Below are 14,172 nucleotides of genomic sequence, written 5' to 3'. Positions count from 1 at the left end.
TCACTTTCCTGCCCTATCAGGCAGCTGGCGTCGTCGCCTGGCGGAGCTCAAGGCGCAGATCCGCGCCATCGAGGCGGGGGCCTGATGGCTCTCGCCCAGTGCTCCTGGATCGTGCTCGGCCAGGACGGACGGCACGTCACCCTTTGCGGCGCGGTCGACGGACGAGGAGATGGCTGCTGCGAGTGAAGCGCTGGCTGCACCGGGCCTCGGCGGCTGGATCGTGACGATGTACGGCAGCGACTGGGGCCGCGGTGGCGTGACGCTGGCGCCGGTGCAAACGATCGGCGAGCTTCCCACCCCTGGGAAGATCGCCCCCCCGCCGGGATTCGAGACGGCACCGGCTGGGACGACCCCTCAGAGCCGCTAGCTTGCACCGCGCGGCGGCTGGCTGCACTGAGGACCCGAGATGATCGATCCCGTCATCCGGGCCGGCGACGCGGCGCCACGGCAACGGTGCCGGTTGTGCGGATCGAGGGCGATGCGCATGCCGGCACCCATGTCCGCAGCTATGCAGCGTTCATGCGGCATGCGGCGGCCACGCGGCTGCCCAGGGGCGTGCTGCTTCCAGGCGCTGCGCGAGATCGAGCAGCAGATGGTCCTCATGCCATCGCCCGGCCAGCTGCAGCCCGACGGGCAGCCCGGCCCGCGTGCGCCCGGCCGGAACCGTCAGCGCCGGATGCCCAGTGAGGTTGAACGGGTACGTGTAGGGGTACCACGTGGCGCGGATATGCCCGGGCGCGCCTGCCCCGTTGCCGATGGCGAAGGGGGCGAATGGATCTAGCTCCGTCGGCGGCGCCGGTGCGCTGATGGTTGGCGTGGCCAGCACGTCGATCCGATCGAACAGCGCAACCACTTTCCGATAGAGCGCCGTGCGCCGCTGCGCGGCGTCCAGCACCTCGGCTGCGCTACGCGCCAGCCCACGCTCGATCGTCTCCGTCAGCGAGGGTGACAAGGATGCGCGCTCCGCGGCAAGACGAGGGCCAAGCCGGGCCGCAAGGCTCGACTGCAGCATCACCAGGAAGGCGTCTTCCTCAGAGACAAAGTCGATCTCCACCAGCTCGATCGCGCAGCCCAATGCCTTCACAGCTTCGCCGGTGATCGTTTCGATCTCGCCATCAAGCAGGGCATTACCGACCCGTGGTGCCCAGCCGACGCGAAGGCGCCGGGGGGCCGGCGGCGGGATGGCGGCGACGGCGTAGGGGTCGCGCGCGTCCGGTCCCTCGATCACGCTCATCGCCAGCCGCGCGTCGGCCACTGTCCGGGTTATCGGCCCGATGTAGGAGTTGTTGGCAAACAGGTCCGGTGCGTGGATATGCGGGACACGGCCGAGGGTGGGCTTCAGCCCGACAACGCCGCAGCAGGCGGCCGGGATGCGGATCGAGCCGCCGCCATCGGTGCCAAGTGCCAGCGGCCCAAGCCCCGCCGCAACCGCCGCCGCCGCACCACCGGAGGAACCACCGGGCGTGCGCGACAGGTCCCACGGGTTTCGCGAGATGCCGCTTACGGGTGATTCGGTGAACGGCTTGTGCCCGAACTCCGGCGTTGTGGTCTTGCCAACCAGGATGGCGCCGGCGGCGCGAAGCCGTGCCACAGGGACGGCATCTTCCTGCGGAACGAACTGCTCGAAGAGTTTCGAGCCCATCGTGGTGCGAAGACCCTTGGTCCAAGTCAGGTCCTTGACCGAGAACGGCACGCCATGCAAGGGACCAAGCGTGTCCCCACGCATCACCGCCGCTTCGGCCGCGCGCGCGGCGATGCGCGCGCCATCGGCATCAACGGTCACGAAGGCGTTGAGCGTTCCCTGCGTGCGCGCGATCCCGTCGAGCACGGCCTCGACCAGGGTAACCGGGGAGACGCGTCGTTCGCGGACGGCGGCGGCGGCCTCGGTGACCGAGAGGCGCAGCAGCGTGCTCAAATCATCCACCGTCCGCCATCGATGAGCAGCGTCTGGCCGGTGATGTAGCAGGCATCGTCGGTGGCCAGGAATGCGACCACGCCCGCCACATCGGCCGGCTCCGCCACGAAACCCATGGGTACGGAACTCCGCACCTTGTCGATCACTTCCTTCGGCAACCGGTCATGCGCGCGGGTGCGGATGGCGCCTGGCGCCACGGCGTTGACGTTCACGCGGTGGGGGGCCAGTTCACGCGCCAGCGACCGCGTGAAGCCGATCACGCCCATCTTGGCGGACGCATAGTCCACCATGCCCACGTCGCCATAGAAGGCGCTTTCGGTCGACATGTTGATGATCTTTCCCGCACCCCGCTCCCGCATCCCGGGCACGACCTGGCGCGAGACGAGCATGGTGGTCAGCAGCGAGACGTTGATCACGAACTGCCAGGTGTCAGGGTCGCTCTCGTGGAAGGGCTTCGAGCGTTCGCGAGCGCTCTGCCCGACATTGTTGAACAGGATGTCGATCTGCCCGGCCGTCGCGAAGGCGTTCTCGACCACATTGCGGCGCGTCAGGTCGCCGGTAGCGATCGCGACCCGGGCACCATGGCCGCGGCAGTCCTCGGCGGTGGCGGTCAGAGGTCCCTCCTCGAGATCCAGCAGGAACAGACTCGCCCCTTCCTGGGCGAAGCGCAGCGCGGTGGCGCGGCCGATGCCGTTGGCGGCCCCGGTGATCGCCACGTGGCGTCCGGCGAAGCGTGGGGTGGTCAATGAAAGGTCCTCCCGCCATCCACGGCAATTGCCGTGCCGGTCATGTAGCTGCTTTCGTCGCTGGTCAGGAACAGCGCGGCATCGGCGATCTCACGCGGCTGCCCGACGCGCTTGATCACGTAGCGGTCAAGGATCATTGCCAGTTCTGCCTCGGGGTCGGGTGCACCTTCCCAGCTCGAGCGCCACATCGGCGTGTCGATGATGCCGGGGCAGACCGCGTTGACGCGAATGTTGCTGGCGGAGAGCTCGATCGACAGCGACTTGCAGAACATCACCACTCCAGCCTTGGCCGCGCAGTAGGCCGTGCGGTTCGGCAACGGCCGCAGCGCGGCACCCGAGGCGACGGCGATGATCGTGCCGCGCCCGGCTGCCTTCATCGCTGGCAGCGCGGCACGACAGACGAGCATGGGCGCGGTGAGGTTCACATCGATGATCCTCTGCCACGCAGCCGGGGACATGTCCTCCAGCGACTGCATCAGGTCGGCGCCGGCGCAGTTCACCACGCCATCAAGGCCGCCCATGCGCGCAGCGGCATCGGTAACGGCGGGCGCTATTGCGGCCTGGTCAAGCAGGTCGCATTGAATGGCGATCGCTGTGTCGATGATCGGAACGCGGTCGAGCAGCGCGACTTGCGCTCCTTCCTGGACGAAGCGGTGGGCAATGGCACGGCCGATGCCGCTTGCAGCCCCCGTGACAAGGATGCGCCGCCCCCCGAGCCTCATCGCGTCACCCCTGCCTTCAGCATTGGGCGAAGCACGTCGGCCGCCTGGTCGCAGCGTGTGAACCACACGTTCGGATGGCCCTGGATATGCCGGATCAGGCGCTCCAGCATAGCGATGCGCGAGGGGCGACCGATGATCTCCGGGTGCATCGCGAGCATGAAGTAGCGCTGCTCGGCGTAGAGCATGTCGAATTCGTCGATCCACCCTTCGAGCACCGAGGAGGGCGGCTGCATGGTCCGCCCAGGCAGCGTGATCGAGTAGTTGAAGAACGGCGCGTCATCGAGAACCCAGGCGAAGGGGAACTCCACCACGTCGCTCTGCCTGCCCTCGATCTCAAGCAGGTAGGGGCTGTCCTCGTCGAAGAAGTTCGAGGAGTAGGAGAAGCCATAGTCGCGGATCAGCGGCAGGGTGATGGCGCTGAATTCGGCCGCGGGCGAGCGGTAGCCGCGCGGCTTGCGGCCCGTCGCGCGCTCGATCGCGGCAATGCCCTTCTCCATCTCCTCGCGCTCTTCCTCCGGCGAGAGGGTGACGATCCAGCGGTGCGAGTAGGAATGGTGCGCGATCTCGTGCCCGGCATTCAGGATGCGTTCCATCAGGGCGGGGCGCTGCTCGATCACGAGACCGGGAATGAAGAAGGTGCAGGAGAGGCCGTAGCGCGCGAGCAGCTCCAGCACCCGATCGCACCCGACCTTCCAGCCATAGGCGCCCTGCGACATGATGATGGGCCGCTCGGCATTCTTCGGATCGCGCGAGGTCCAGAGCGTCTCGCAGTCCAGGTCGAAACTCAGCATCACCGGGAAGCCATTCTTGGTGATCGGCATTGATGCCCCCGTTGTCAGGTCAGGTGTTCAGGTGAACCGGTGCAGCCCGACCTGCCGCTCGGCCAGTACGAGGACGACGGCAGTGGACAGGATCAGCAGAGAGGAGACGGCGGCCACTGTCGGGTCGACGCCAAACTCGATCGCGGTGAAGATCTTCACCGGCAGGGTGGTGCTGCCAACGCCGGTGAGGAAGATCGATACCGGAACGTTGTCGAACGAGGTGATGAAGGCGAACAACCCGCCGGCGGCAAGCCCGGGGCGCAGCAGCGGCAGCGTGACAAACCGGAATGCCTCCAGCCGCGTGGCGCCAAGCGTACAGGCTGCGTCTTCCAGTTCCCTGTCCAGGCCTTGCAGGCTCGCCAGCGTGGTGCGTACCACGTAGGGAACGGTAATCACCATGTGGGCCAGCAGCAGCCCGATGAAGCTGCCGCCCATGCCAAGTGCTGCGTAGAGCTGCAGCAGCGCCACGCCGATCACCAGCCCTGGAAAGACCAGAGGCGACATCACGAAGGCGGAGATGAGCGTGCGCCCCGGCACGATGCGCCGCACCAGCGCATAGGAAGTGGCGGTGCCCACCGCAAGTGCCCCCAGCGTGGCGCAGGTGGCGAGCGCGACGCTGATCCAGATCGCGTCCAAGTATTCGGGGCTGCTCAGTACGCGCCCATACCAGCGCAAAGTCACACCCTGCGGCGGGATGGTCAGGAACGAGGTCGTGCTGAAGGACGCCAGCACCACCACCGCCACCGGCAGCATCAGGAAGGACAGCACGAGCGCAACATAAAGGCTGGAAAGGGTTTTCCGCACCGTCATTCCCGGGCTTCCCAGCGCCGCGCGACGCGTGCTCCAACCCACAGCAGGAGCAGCACGATAGCCGTCATCAGCAGCGCCAGCGCCGAGCCGGCGGGCCAGTTCAGCAGCTGCAGGAACTGTTCGTAGACCAGCGTCGAGACCACCTTGTAGGTGGGACCGCCAAGCAGGCGCGGCGTGACCAGGGCACTGACCGTCAGCACGAACACGAGGATCGAGCCGGCAAGGATCCCCGGCGCGCTGAGCGGCAGCACCACCTTCGCGAACACCGCCGCGCGGGAGGCACCGAGCACGCCGGCCGCTTCCTCAAGATCGCGGGGAATGTTCTGGATGACCGCGATCAGCACCAGCACCATCACCGGCAGGAAGATGTGTGTCAGGCCTATCATCAGCCCGGTGAAGTTGAACATCAGCCGAAGCGGCTCATCCGTGATGCCGAGCCCCATCAGCCACTGGTTCACCAGGCCGCGGCGCGCCAGCAATGCGATCCAGCCGAAGGTGCGCACCACCAGGTTCAAGAGCATTGGGAAGATCACCAGCAAGGTCAGCCAGTGCCGCCAGCGTGATTCCGACCGGGCCAGGATGTAGGCCAGCGGATAGCCAATGACCAATGTTGCGAGCGTGACCACGAAGCCGAGCCCGATCGTGCGCGCAAGGATCTCCAGGTAGAACGAGTCGGTCAGGACATTGGTATAGTGCTCCAGCGTCCAGCCTTCGCCGATGCCACGGCCGGCGACATAGGGGCGCAGGCTGGTCGGCACCAGCGACAGGACAGGGACCAGAAACGCGACGGTGAGCACGCCCAGCAACGGGGCCAACAGCAGAAGGCCGGTGGTGTCGCGCCTGGGCTCAGCCATCGAGGGGAAGCAGGATCAGATCGTCGGGTGTGAACCATGCGGTCACCCGCGTTCCTTCCGCCAGCGGCGGATTGGAAGGCGCCTCGGCCTGCCATTCCGGGCCGGAGTTAAGCCGCACGACGTACAGCGCTTGCGCACCGGCAAACGAGCGCAGCATGATTTCGGCTTCGAACGTATTGGCACCCGGCGGGGGTGTTCCATGCAGCCGCAGCTTCTCGTGCCGCAGGGCTGCGCGCATCCGTCCGCGTACCGTTCCAATGGCCCGCAACGTGATCCCATCCGGGCCGCGCAGCCCATCGGCCGTCGCGTCGACCTCGAACAGGTTGGACCGCCCGACGAAACCGGCGACGAAGGCACTGGCGGGGCGCTCGTACACCTCCTGCGGTGTCCCGAGCTGCTCTATCCGGCCCGCGCGCATCACGGCCATGCGGTCAGCCAGCGTGAGCGCTTCCTGCTGGTCATGGGTGACGAACACGGTGGTGATGCCCAGGCGCTGCTGCAGCCTTCGCAGGTCCACGCGCATCTCGTCGCGCAGCGCGGCGTCAAGGTTGGAGAGCGGCTCATCAAGCAGCAGCACGCGGGGTTCGGTAACGACCGACCGCGCCAGCGCCACGCGCTGCTGCTGCCCCCCCGACAATTGCCTCGGATAGCGGCCCGAGAACGCGTCAAGGCGCACGAGGCTGAGCGCCTCGCCCACGCGCCGCCCCAGATCGGGTTCGCGCACGCTTCGTCTGCGCAGCCCGAATGCCACGTTCTCGAACACCGTCATGTGCGGGAACAGCGCGTAGCTCTGGAACACCAGTCCCAGGTTGCGGGTATGCACCGGGGCCCGCGTTAGGTCATTCCCGCCAATCAGCACCTGGCCACCATCCGGCTCGATCAGGCCGGAGATCATGCGCAGCACCGTCGTCTTGCCACAGCCGGAGGGCCCCACCATGGCGATCATCTCGCCCTCCGCGATGGAAAGATCGATGCGATCGACCGCGACTGCGGCGCCGTAACGCTTGCAGAGGCGCCGGAGTTCAACAGTTGCCATAGATGCCTAGCGTGCGATCTCGCGGTTCCAGCGGTCGGTCCAGGCCGGCAGGTTCCGCGCGACGAGCTCGGGAGGCGGGAAGTACAGGCGGTCGACCGCCTCGCGGTATGGCACCAACTTCGCCAAGTCGTCGGGCAGCTCCACCTTGCGGTTGGTGGGGCCGGCGTACTGACGCTCTGCAAAGCAGCGCTGCGCGTCTGGGGCCAGCGCACGGTCCATGTACTGTTCGGCCAGCGCCTTGTTCCGCGCTCCTTGCGGCACCGCAAAGGTCGGCAGGATCCCGATCGCGCCTTCGCGCGGGAACACCACCGCCACCGGCACGCCGTTGCGCGCGGCCGCGCCCACCCGATCGGCGAACCAGACCGCGGCGGCGATGTCACCGCGCTCGATCAATTGCACGACCTGGTCGGCCTGTGTGTAAAGTGTCACCACGCCAGGACGAAGCTCGCGGATTGCGCGGAAGCCCGGCTCGACATTCTCAACCGACCCGCCGTTCAGGCGCGCCGCAGCGATCAAGAAATGCTGGCCGGAGGTCGCGCTGATGTCGCCGATTGCGAGCTTGCCGCGCAAGGCTGGCGACCACAGGTCCGCCCAGGCCTGCGGCGGGTTGCGCAGTTCGCGCGGGTTGTACGCGATCGCGGTCGCCGAGTACATGAAACCGATCCACTGCCGGTCAGGATCGACGGCCGAAGGATAGATGTCCGGCAGGTTCGTGATCTTCGTCGCGTCGATCTGGTCCAGCAGCCCCTCGGCCTTGGCCTGCACCACGACCTGCAGGTCCATGTAGGCCACGTCGACGTCGGGCCGGCCGCGCGTGGCGCGCAGGCGGGCAGCGTTCTGCACGGAATTGCCCAACACGAAGTTCACGCGCGTGTTGGTGGCGCGCTGGAACGGCTCGGCAACGCAGGTGCGGACATTGTCAGCGAACGAGCCGCCAAAGATCGCGACGTTCAACTCCTGCGCGCCTGCATCCGAAGCGGCCAAAGCGCACCCCAGGGCAGTCGCCAGTAGCGCTGTACGGATACCCATGCTTCATCCTCCCCAACTCGCTTTTGCGCGCGTCTCGTTACGTGCGCAGCTTTGCTGAACTTCCCCGAAGCGTCAACGGACGCGACGGCAAGGATCGTACCACGGCTGACGTTTTGTGCACGTCACGGAATGAATATGGACTGCGTCGATGCAATTTCGCAACGTTTATCGTCGCCAGGGCAACGCACCGAGCACCCGGTTTCGGCATCACCCGGCAAGCGTTCGCCATCGCCAGGCGTGATGAATGCCGGATGTGCTGATCGAACGGGCCAGTCCGGCTCGTGGTACTGGCTGCGCGCTGACCGAGGCGGCCGGGACCGAGGGCACGTCACGCTGAACTGGGCGGACTGGACTGGGCCCGGCCGCGGCGTGCCGCTGTCGGGCGACGGGATCCTGCTGGTCGACAAACGTCTCACACGTCGATTGCGGGGGCGCGTGATCATTCCGGAGCGGTCTCGACATTCCGCTCTCAAGTCCTCGTCTCCAGCCCCGTCGACCGCAGCCTCAGCGCATTGCCGACGACGCTCACCGAGGACAGCGCCATCGCCGCCGCAGCGATCAGCGGCGAGAGGAGTATCCCGAAGAACGGGTACAGCACGCCCGCTGCGATCGGTACGCCCGCCGCGTTGTAGGCGAATGCAAAGAACAGGTTCTGCCGGATGTTGCCCATCACGGCGCGCGATAGCCGCCGCGCCCGCACGATGCCGGTCAGATCGCCACCGAGCAGCGTCACGCCGGCGCTCTCGATCGCCACGTCGGTGCCGGTACCCATCGCGATCCCCACCTCCGCCGCCGCCAAGGCGGGGGCGTCGTTCACGCCGTCACCGGCCATCGCCACGTGACGGCCCTCGGCCTTCAGGCGTTCGACGATCCGCTGCTTGTCCTCTGGCAGCACCTCGGCCTCGACCTCGGTGATGCCGAGGCGGCGGGCCACTGCCTCAGCCGTCGTGCGGTTGTCCCCGGTGAGCATCACGACGCGGATGCCCTCCGCCTGCAGCCCGGCGAGCGCGGCCGGTGTCGTCTCCTTCACCGGATCCGCCACCGCGACGAGGCCGGCCGGGCGGCCATCCGCCGCCACGAAGAACACCGTGGCGCCGTCGCTGCGGAGCCGCTCAGCCTCGGCGGCGAGCGGCCCGGGATCCACGCCGAGCTCGGCCATCAGCCGCGCATTGCCGACCGCGGCTCTGCGACCCTCGACGATACCCGTCACGCCTCGTCCGATCGGCGCGTCGAACTCCTCCACCGCAGGTATCGCCAGGCCGCGGGCCTCGGCCGCGCGCACCACGGCCTCAGCCAAGGGATGCTGGCTCGGCCGCTCCAGCCCGGCCGCCAGGCGCAGCAGATCATCCTCCGCCAGCCCCTCCGCAGGGACGAGAGCGACGACCTCGGGCCGCCCGCGCGTGAGCGTGCCGGTCTTGTCGACGACCAGCGTGTCGATGCGCTCCAACCGCTCCAGCGCCTCGGCGTTCTTGATCAGCACCCCGGCCTGCGCGCCGCGCCCGACGCCCACCATGATGCTCATCGGTGTCGCGAGCCCGAGCGCGCATGGGCAGGCGATGATCAGCACTGTGACGGCCGCGACCAGCGCGAAGGCGAGGCGCGGCTCGGGCCCCCACGTCGACCAGACGATGAAGGCGAGGACGGCGATCACCACGACGGCCGGCACGAACCAGCCGCTCACCTGGTCGGCAAGGCGCTGGATCGGCGCGCGGGAACGTTGCGCTCCAGCAACCATGCGGACGATCTGCGCCAGCACGGTATCCTGGCCGATGCGGTCGGCGCGCATGACGAAGCTGCCCTGGCCGTTCAACGTGCCGCCGACGACCAGATCGCCGGCGGCCTTGGTCACGGGAACCGATTCCCCCGTCACCATGCTCTCATCGACGTTGGATCGGCCTTCCAGGACCGCGCCGTCCAACGGCACCTTGTCGCCGGGTCGCACGCGCAGGCGGTCGCCGACATGGATGGCGGCGAGCGGTACCTCTTCCTCCTCCGATCCGTCGTCGCGCACCCGGCGCGCCATCGCCGGCGCGAGGTCGAGCAGCGCGCGGATTGCGCCGCCGGTCTGCTCGCGCGCCCGCAACTCCAGCACTTGGCCGAGCAGCACCAGCACGACGATGACAGCGGCCGCCTCGAAATAAACCGCCACCGAACCATCCGACGCGCGGAACGCCTCGGGGAACACCCCGGGCGCGACCGTCGCCACCACGCTGAACAGCCAGGCAACGCCCGTGCCGAGCGCGATCAGCGTGAACATGTTGAGGCTGCGGTTCACGAGGCTTTGCCAGCCGCGGACGAAGAAGGGCCAGCCCGCCCACAGCACCACCGGCGTCCCAAGCGCGAGCTGGAGCCAGTTGCCCATCTGCGGCCCGCCGACCAGGTGCATCATGCCGGTGAGATGTCCGCCCATCTCCAGGGCCACGACCGGCAGGGCGAGGACAAGCCCGATCCAGAAGCGGCGCGTGAAGTCCACCAGCTCTGGATTGGGGCCGACCTCGGCAGTCGCCATCTCCGGTTCGAGGGCCATGCCGCAGATCGGGCAGCTGCCAGGACCGTTCTGGCGGATCTGCGGGTGCATCGGGCAGGTGTAGATCGTGCCCGGAGCCGCCGGCTCGGCGCGCAGCGCGCGCTTCGGCGCGATGTATTTCGCCGGGTCAGCCGTGAACTTCGTCCGGCAGCCGGCCGAGCAGAAATGGTAGGCCGCACCGAGGTGATCGGCATGGTGCACCGTCGTCGCCGGATCCACCGTCATTCCGCAGACCGGGTCCTTCACCGTCGTACCGGTGTCGTCTTGGCCGGCGTGGCCGTGATTCCTGTGCTGGTGGCGATCGTGCTGTTCGTTCATGGCCAGGCTCCGAAGGGTCTGTCAGCGCGCCGGCGCCAGGCGGGCTCGCGGCAAGGAGACAAAGGGTCGGCTGCAGAAGCCACTGGAGCACTGGCGTGTGCCCGGTCCCGAGCGGCGGCGGCGCGGCATGGCGGTGGCGTATGGCCAATTCCGCCGGAGAGCGGCAGCTGCGCGACCTCCCAGATGACGTTCGCGACCAGCAGCAGCGCGAGCTAGTGCCGCGCCATGGCCAGCGCGGAGCAGCCAGGAGGCGCCGCAACAGCCACGACCTCAGCCCCCGGGTCGAGAGCCGGGCGCCGTACCCACGCCGCTGCCGTGCTGGCGATGTCCGCGATGCATGAGCAGGTGCATCAGCGGGCAGGCGAGGATCAGCAGATAGGGCAGGGCGCCGAACGCGTGGCCCCAGTGCTCCCGCAGCACATAGAAACTGCCGACCAGTGCGAAGCCGATCGCGGCAACGCCGGTGCGCGTGCGCCACCAGGATGGCGCGGCCTCGGTCCCGACAGGCTGCGTCCACGCCATGTCACGGCATCCTCATCCCCATCCGCATGCCGCGGACGTGTTCGGACATCATCTCGTCGGCGGTGCGCCGCTGCTCCTCCGACAACGCCGCGTAGAGGGGGGTCGCTGCGGCTGCGACCGCGCGCATCGACTCGAGATGGGCGGAGAGGAGGGCGATGCGACGTTCCATCTGCTGCGGTGCCGATCCGGGCTCAGTGGCCCCGGTCATCGCCTGCTGCGTGGCCTGGCGGAGCCGTTCGGCATGCGTGCGGACGGCATCGGCGAAGGCGTTCCACGGCTGCGCCTGGGCGTCGGTGATCCGCAGTTCGGCACGGAAATAGGCCAGCCGCCCCTCGATCCGGCGAAAGGGCTGCATCGCTGACGCGGCCATGCGGTCCTGCATCATCTGCTGCATCATGGGCTGCATCATCCGGCCCATGTCGCCGCCCATCATTCCACCACCCGCCCCCCCCATGCCAGGCATCGGCGTGCCTTGCTGCGCGGCCGGCGGCGCTGGCGGCGGCGACCCGGCCGGCCTGCCGGGATGGTGGGGGTCGGGCGTCGCGCCTGGCGCTGGCGCCTGCGCAATCGCGGTTCCGGCAAGGCCCAACGCAAGGATGGCGGTGGCCGTCAGCGTGCTGAGCGTCCTCATCGGTCTTTTCCTTTCGTTGTCAGGCAGGCTCGCTCCCGTTAAACCGCATGAAGGGCGCATGGGTTCCGTCGGCGCGCCAGCCGATCACGTCGTACGTCTCAGGCGGCTGCCCGGGCACCTCCATCCCTGGCGAGCCGATGGGCATGGCAGGGACGGCAAGGCCCACGATGCCGATGGGGCGTTCCCCCAGGAGGCGACGGATCGCGAGCGCGGGCACGTGACCCTCGAGCGCGAAGCCGCCGACCCGCGCGGCATGGCAGGAAAGCAGATCGGCAGGTGTGCCCAGCAGCCTGCGGATCGGCGCGACCGAGGCGACGACGCGATCCTCAACGGCGAAGCCGTCCCTGCGGAGATGCGCGACCCAGGCCGAACAGCAGCCGCAGTTCGGGTCGCGCCACACTTCGACGCGCTCGCGGTGCTGCGCCATTGCCGGCACCGCCACCACCAGCAGGGTGCTGGCGAGGAGGCCCCGGCGCATCATTGCGCGGGGATCCGTGCAAGGATCACGCGCATCTGCGCGATCTCGCGCTCCTGGTCGCGGATGATGCTCTCCGCCAAGGCACGCACGTCGGGATCGCGGCCATGCTCCAGTACGATCCGCGCCATGTCGATCGCGCCCTGGTGGTGCGGGATCATGCCGGAGACGAAGTCGCGGTCGGCATTCCCCGAATAGGTGATGGTCATGTCGCGATGCATCTTCTCGTCCGCTGCCATGAAGGCGCGCGTCGCCGGGCTCGCGTTCGCCGGCGCCTGCGCGGCGGCAGGACCGCCTCCCTGCATCATCGGCATGCCATGTCCAGGGCCATGCTGAGGCTGTGCCACCACGACGGCTCCAGCGGCGAACAGGGCAGCGGCAAGGGGTGCAGTCAGGAGCAGCCGGCGCATGGAATGACCTCCGGGTTGACGACCGCCAGACCTTGCACCCCGCGTCGCTGCGGAGCCTCTCCGCCACATGACAAAGTATGTCGGCCCAGTCAGGCGTTCAGCCGGCCTGCCTGGGCAGCAGAATTCGCGCCAGCAGCCCTCCCCCTGGGGCATCCCGCAGTTCAAGCCTGCCGTTGCTGCCCTGCGCAAATCGCTGTGCGATGGCGAGACCCAGGCCAACTCCTGAGCCGCCGCGTGCCGTGTCGAGCTGCACGAAAGGCGCGACAGCCCGGTCCCGATCGGCCTCGGCAATGCCGGCGCCTGAATCCGAGACTTCGACGACGAGCATGTCTCCGTCCTCCTGGATGCGCAGCCGCACCGGAGGCACGCCGTGGCGGAGCGCATTGTCCAACAGATTCGAGACCGCGCGTTTTGCCGCGACGCGCCGGAGCGGCAGGACCGCCCGCCCAGGGCCCACGTAGTCCACATCGTGACCCCGATCGGCGGCATCGGACGCCAGGGTCTGCAGGATCGCCGCGAGGTCGGCCGGCCGCACGGGCTCGGCATCGCGGCCCTCGCGGATATAGTCCAATGTGCGCGTGATCATGGTTTCCATTTCGGCGATGTCGGCCTCGAGCCGCACGCGGTCCTCACCTTCCGGCAGGAAGGCCACGCGCAGTTGAAGGCGGGAGAGCGGGGTGCGCAGGTCGTGACTCATCGCCGCCAGCGTTTCCGTCCGATCCTCCAGTAATCGCCCGATGCGCTGCTGCATGGCATTGAACGCCGCGGCCGCGTGGCGAACCTCCTCCGGTCCGTCCAGCGGCACCGGCCGCGGGCTCGGGTCGCGGCCGATGCGGTCCGCCGCTGCGGCGAGGCGCCGCAACGGTCGGGTGATCCAGCGCACGACCAGGATCGAAACGAGGGCGATGCCGAGCGCCATGGCGACCATGGACGCGATGGCGCCATGGTCGAGAGGCCCGCCGCCCGCGGCGAGCCAGGGTGCCGAGAAGACGATCCATCCGCCATCCTCGGCTGGCAGCGCGCCCAGCACGCGGTGGCCCGGTTCGGCCTTGGGGTCCCAGCCGATCCGCGCGCCGGGGCCAAGCCGTGCGGCAGCCGTCGCGAGGGGCTCGGGCGGTGCCGCCGCCGGCATCGGTGCCATACGATCCCAATGGATCTCGAGGCCGGGGCGCGAGATCGCATGCGCCGCCGCATCGCGCGCCGCCTCGGGCAGGGATGCGACCGCCGCGCGCGCCGCCGCGAGCTGGTCGGCCATGCGTTCCAGCCGCGCACCCTGCTCCGTGTCGCGCAGCGCGCGCTCATGCACCCACATGCTGCCGACGTGCAGCAGCATCAGCCCGCCGAGCAGCAGCAACG

Annotated in this window: 15 protein-coding genes; 1 reads left to right on the top strand and 14 read right to left on the bottom strand. The window is 68.6% G+C overall.

Going from position 1 to position 14,172, the window contains the following annotated elements; all coding sequences use genetic code 11:
- Positions 1-169 precede the first annotated feature (169 nt).
- The gene (locus Q0C38_RS09630) at positions 170-367 is read left to right on the top strand and encodes a hypothetical protein (RefSeq protein WP_291296870.1); all 198 of its coding nucleotides are present in this window, start codon (positions 170-172) and stop codon (positions 365-367) included.
- A 150-nt stretch (positions 368-517) separates the two neighbouring features.
- On the opposite strand, the gene Q0C38_RS09625 is transcribed toward Q0C38_RS09630, so the two are convergent.
- From Q0C38_RS09625 to Q0C38_RS09560, 14 genes are all read right to left on the bottom strand, one after another.
- Positions 518-1,924 (bottom strand): amidase, encoded by a 1,407-nt coding sequence (locus tag Q0C38_RS09625; RefSeq protein WP_291296869.1) that lies wholly within the window; start codon positions 1,922-1,924, stop codon positions 518-520.
- Entirely contained in the window at positions 1,912-2,661 is a 750-nt protein-coding gene (locus tag Q0C38_RS09620; RefSeq protein ID WP_291296868.1) for an SDR family NAD(P)-dependent oxidoreductase, read from the bottom strand. The genes Q0C38_RS09625 and Q0C38_RS09620 overlap by 13 nt, the downstream gene beginning before the upstream one ends.
- The gene (locus tag Q0C38_RS09615) at positions 2,658-3,383 is read right to left on the bottom strand and encodes an SDR family NAD(P)-dependent oxidoreductase (protein ID WP_291296867.1); all 726 of its coding nucleotides are present in this window, start codon (positions 3,381-3,383) and stop codon (positions 2,658-2,660) included. Before Q0C38_RS09615 ends, Q0C38_RS09620 begins: the two co-directional genes overlap by 4 nt.
- Positions 3,380-4,204: a polysaccharide deacetylase gene (locus Q0C38_RS09610; RefSeq protein WP_291296866.1), complete on the bottom strand. Its 825-nt coding sequence runs from the start codon at positions 4,202-4,204 to the stop codon at positions 3,380-3,382. Before Q0C38_RS09610 ends, Q0C38_RS09615 begins: the two co-directional genes overlap by 4 nt.
- 27 nt (positions 4,205-4,231) lie before the next feature.
- Positions 4,232-5,014 (bottom strand): ABC transporter permease, encoded by a 783-nt coding sequence (locus tag Q0C38_RS09605; protein WP_291296865.1) that lies wholly within the window; start codon positions 5,012-5,014, stop codon positions 4,232-4,234.
- Positions 5,011-5,868, bottom strand: coding sequence for an ABC transporter permease (locus Q0C38_RS09600; protein WP_291296864.1), 858 nt, complete (start codon positions 5,866-5,868; stop codon positions 5,011-5,013). The genes Q0C38_RS09605 and Q0C38_RS09600 overlap by 4 nt, the downstream gene beginning before the upstream one ends.
- Positions 5,861-6,904, bottom strand: a complete 1,044-nt coding sequence (locus Q0C38_RS09595) for an ABC transporter ATP-binding protein (protein ID WP_291296863.1) — start codon at positions 6,902-6,904, stop codon at positions 5,861-5,863. The genes Q0C38_RS09600 and Q0C38_RS09595 overlap by 8 nt, the downstream gene beginning before the upstream one ends.
- Positions 6,905-6,910: 6 nt before the next feature.
- Entirely contained in the window at positions 6,911-7,933 is a 1,023-nt protein-coding gene (locus tag Q0C38_RS09590; protein WP_291296862.1) for an ABC transporter substrate-binding protein, read from the bottom strand.
- Between the two features lie 469 nt (positions 7,934-8,402).
- Entirely contained in the window at positions 8,403-10,778 is a 2,376-nt protein-coding gene (locus tag Q0C38_RS09585) for a heavy metal translocating P-type ATPase (RefSeq protein ID WP_291296861.1), read from the bottom strand.
- A 270-nt stretch (positions 10,779-11,048) separates the two neighbouring features.
- Positions 11,049-11,300 carry a DUF2933 domain-containing protein gene (locus Q0C38_RS09580; RefSeq protein ID WP_291296860.1) on the bottom strand — a complete coding sequence of 84 codons (252 nt, stop codon included), beginning with the start codon at positions 11,298-11,300 and terminating at the stop codon, positions 11,049-11,051.
- Position 11,301: 1 nt separating this feature from the next.
- Positions 11,302-11,931 carry a Spy/CpxP family protein refolding chaperone gene (locus Q0C38_RS09575; protein WP_291296859.1) on the bottom strand — a complete coding sequence of 210 codons (630 nt, stop codon included), beginning with the start codon at positions 11,929-11,931 and terminating at the stop codon, positions 11,302-11,304.
- A gap of 19 nt (positions 11,932-11,950) precedes the next feature.
- Entirely contained in the window at positions 11,951-12,409 is a 459-nt protein-coding gene (locus Q0C38_RS09570; protein WP_291296858.1) for a DUF411 domain-containing protein, read from the bottom strand.
- The gene (locus Q0C38_RS09565; RefSeq protein ID WP_291296857.1) at positions 12,409-12,816 is read right to left on the bottom strand and encodes a DUF305 domain-containing protein; all 408 of its coding nucleotides are present in this window, start codon (positions 12,814-12,816) and stop codon (positions 12,409-12,411) included. Before Q0C38_RS09565 ends, Q0C38_RS09570 begins: the two co-directional genes overlap by 1 nt.
- Before the next feature lie 97 nt (positions 12,817-12,913).
- The gene (locus tag Q0C38_RS09560) at positions 12,914-14,170 is read right to left on the bottom strand and encodes an ATP-binding protein (RefSeq protein ID WP_291296856.1); all 1,257 of its coding nucleotides are present in this window, start codon (positions 14,168-14,170) and stop codon (positions 12,914-12,916) included.
- Positions 14,171-14,172 lie beyond the last annotated feature (2 nt).

Source organism: Elioraea sp., from assembly GCF_022842375.1.
Lineage (GTDB): Bacteria > Pseudomonadota > Alphaproteobacteria > Acetobacterales > Acetobacteraceae > Elioraea_A.
Note: the sequence above shows the minus strand (reverse complement) of the source record. Positions and strands in the feature narration are given on the sequence as shown.

What these genes read in the sequence shown, in the direction of transcription:
- Q0C38_RS09630 (WP_291296870.1), top strand. Translation starts at nt 170, where the DNA reads ATGGCTGCTGCGAGTGAAGCGCTGGCTGCACCGGGCCTCGGCGGCTGG.
- Q0C38_RS09615 (WP_291296867.1), bottom strand. Translation starts at nt 3,383, where the DNA reads ATGAGGCTCGGGGGGCGGCGCATCCTTGTCACGGGGGCTGCAAGCGGC.
- Q0C38_RS09610 (WP_291296866.1), bottom strand. Translation starts at nt 4,204, where the DNA reads ATGCCGATCACCAAGAATGGCTTCCCGGTGATGCTGAGTTTCGACCTG.
- Q0C38_RS09605 (WP_291296865.1), bottom strand. Translation starts at nt 5,014, where the DNA reads ATGACGGTGCGGAAAACCCTTTCCAGCCTTTATGTTGCGCTCGTGCTG.
- Q0C38_RS09600 (WP_291296864.1), bottom strand. Translation starts at nt 5,868, where the DNA reads ATGGCTGAGCCCAGGCGCGACACCACCGGCCTTCTGCTGTTGGCCCCG.
- Q0C38_RS09595 (WP_291296863.1), bottom strand. Translation starts at nt 6,904, where the DNA reads ATGGCAACTGTTGAACTCCGGCGCCTCTGCAAGCGTTACGGCGCCGCA.
- Q0C38_RS09590 (WP_291296862.1), bottom strand. Translation starts at nt 7,933, where the DNA reads ATGGGTATCCGTACAGCGCTACTGGCGACTGCCCTGGGGTGCGCTTTG.
- Q0C38_RS09585 (WP_291296861.1), bottom strand. Translation starts at nt 10,778, where the DNA reads ATGAACGAACAGCACGATCGCCACCAGCACAGGAATCACGGCCACGCC.
- Q0C38_RS09580 (WP_291296860.1), bottom strand. Translation starts at nt 11,300, where the DNA reads ATGGCGTGGACGCAGCCTGTCGGGACCGAGGCCGCGCCATCCTGGTGG.
- Q0C38_RS09575 (WP_291296859.1), bottom strand. Translation starts at nt 11,931, where the DNA reads ATGAGGACGCTCAGCACGCTGACGGCCACCGCCATCCTTGCGTTGGGC.
- Q0C38_RS09570 (WP_291296858.1), bottom strand. Translation starts at nt 12,409, where the DNA reads ATGCGCCGGGGCCTCCTCGCCAGCACCCTGCTGGTGGTGGCGGTGCCG.
- Q0C38_RS09565 (WP_291296857.1), bottom strand. Translation starts at nt 12,816, where the DNA reads ATGCGCCGGCTGCTCCTGACTGCACCCCTTGCCGCTGCCCTGTTCGCC.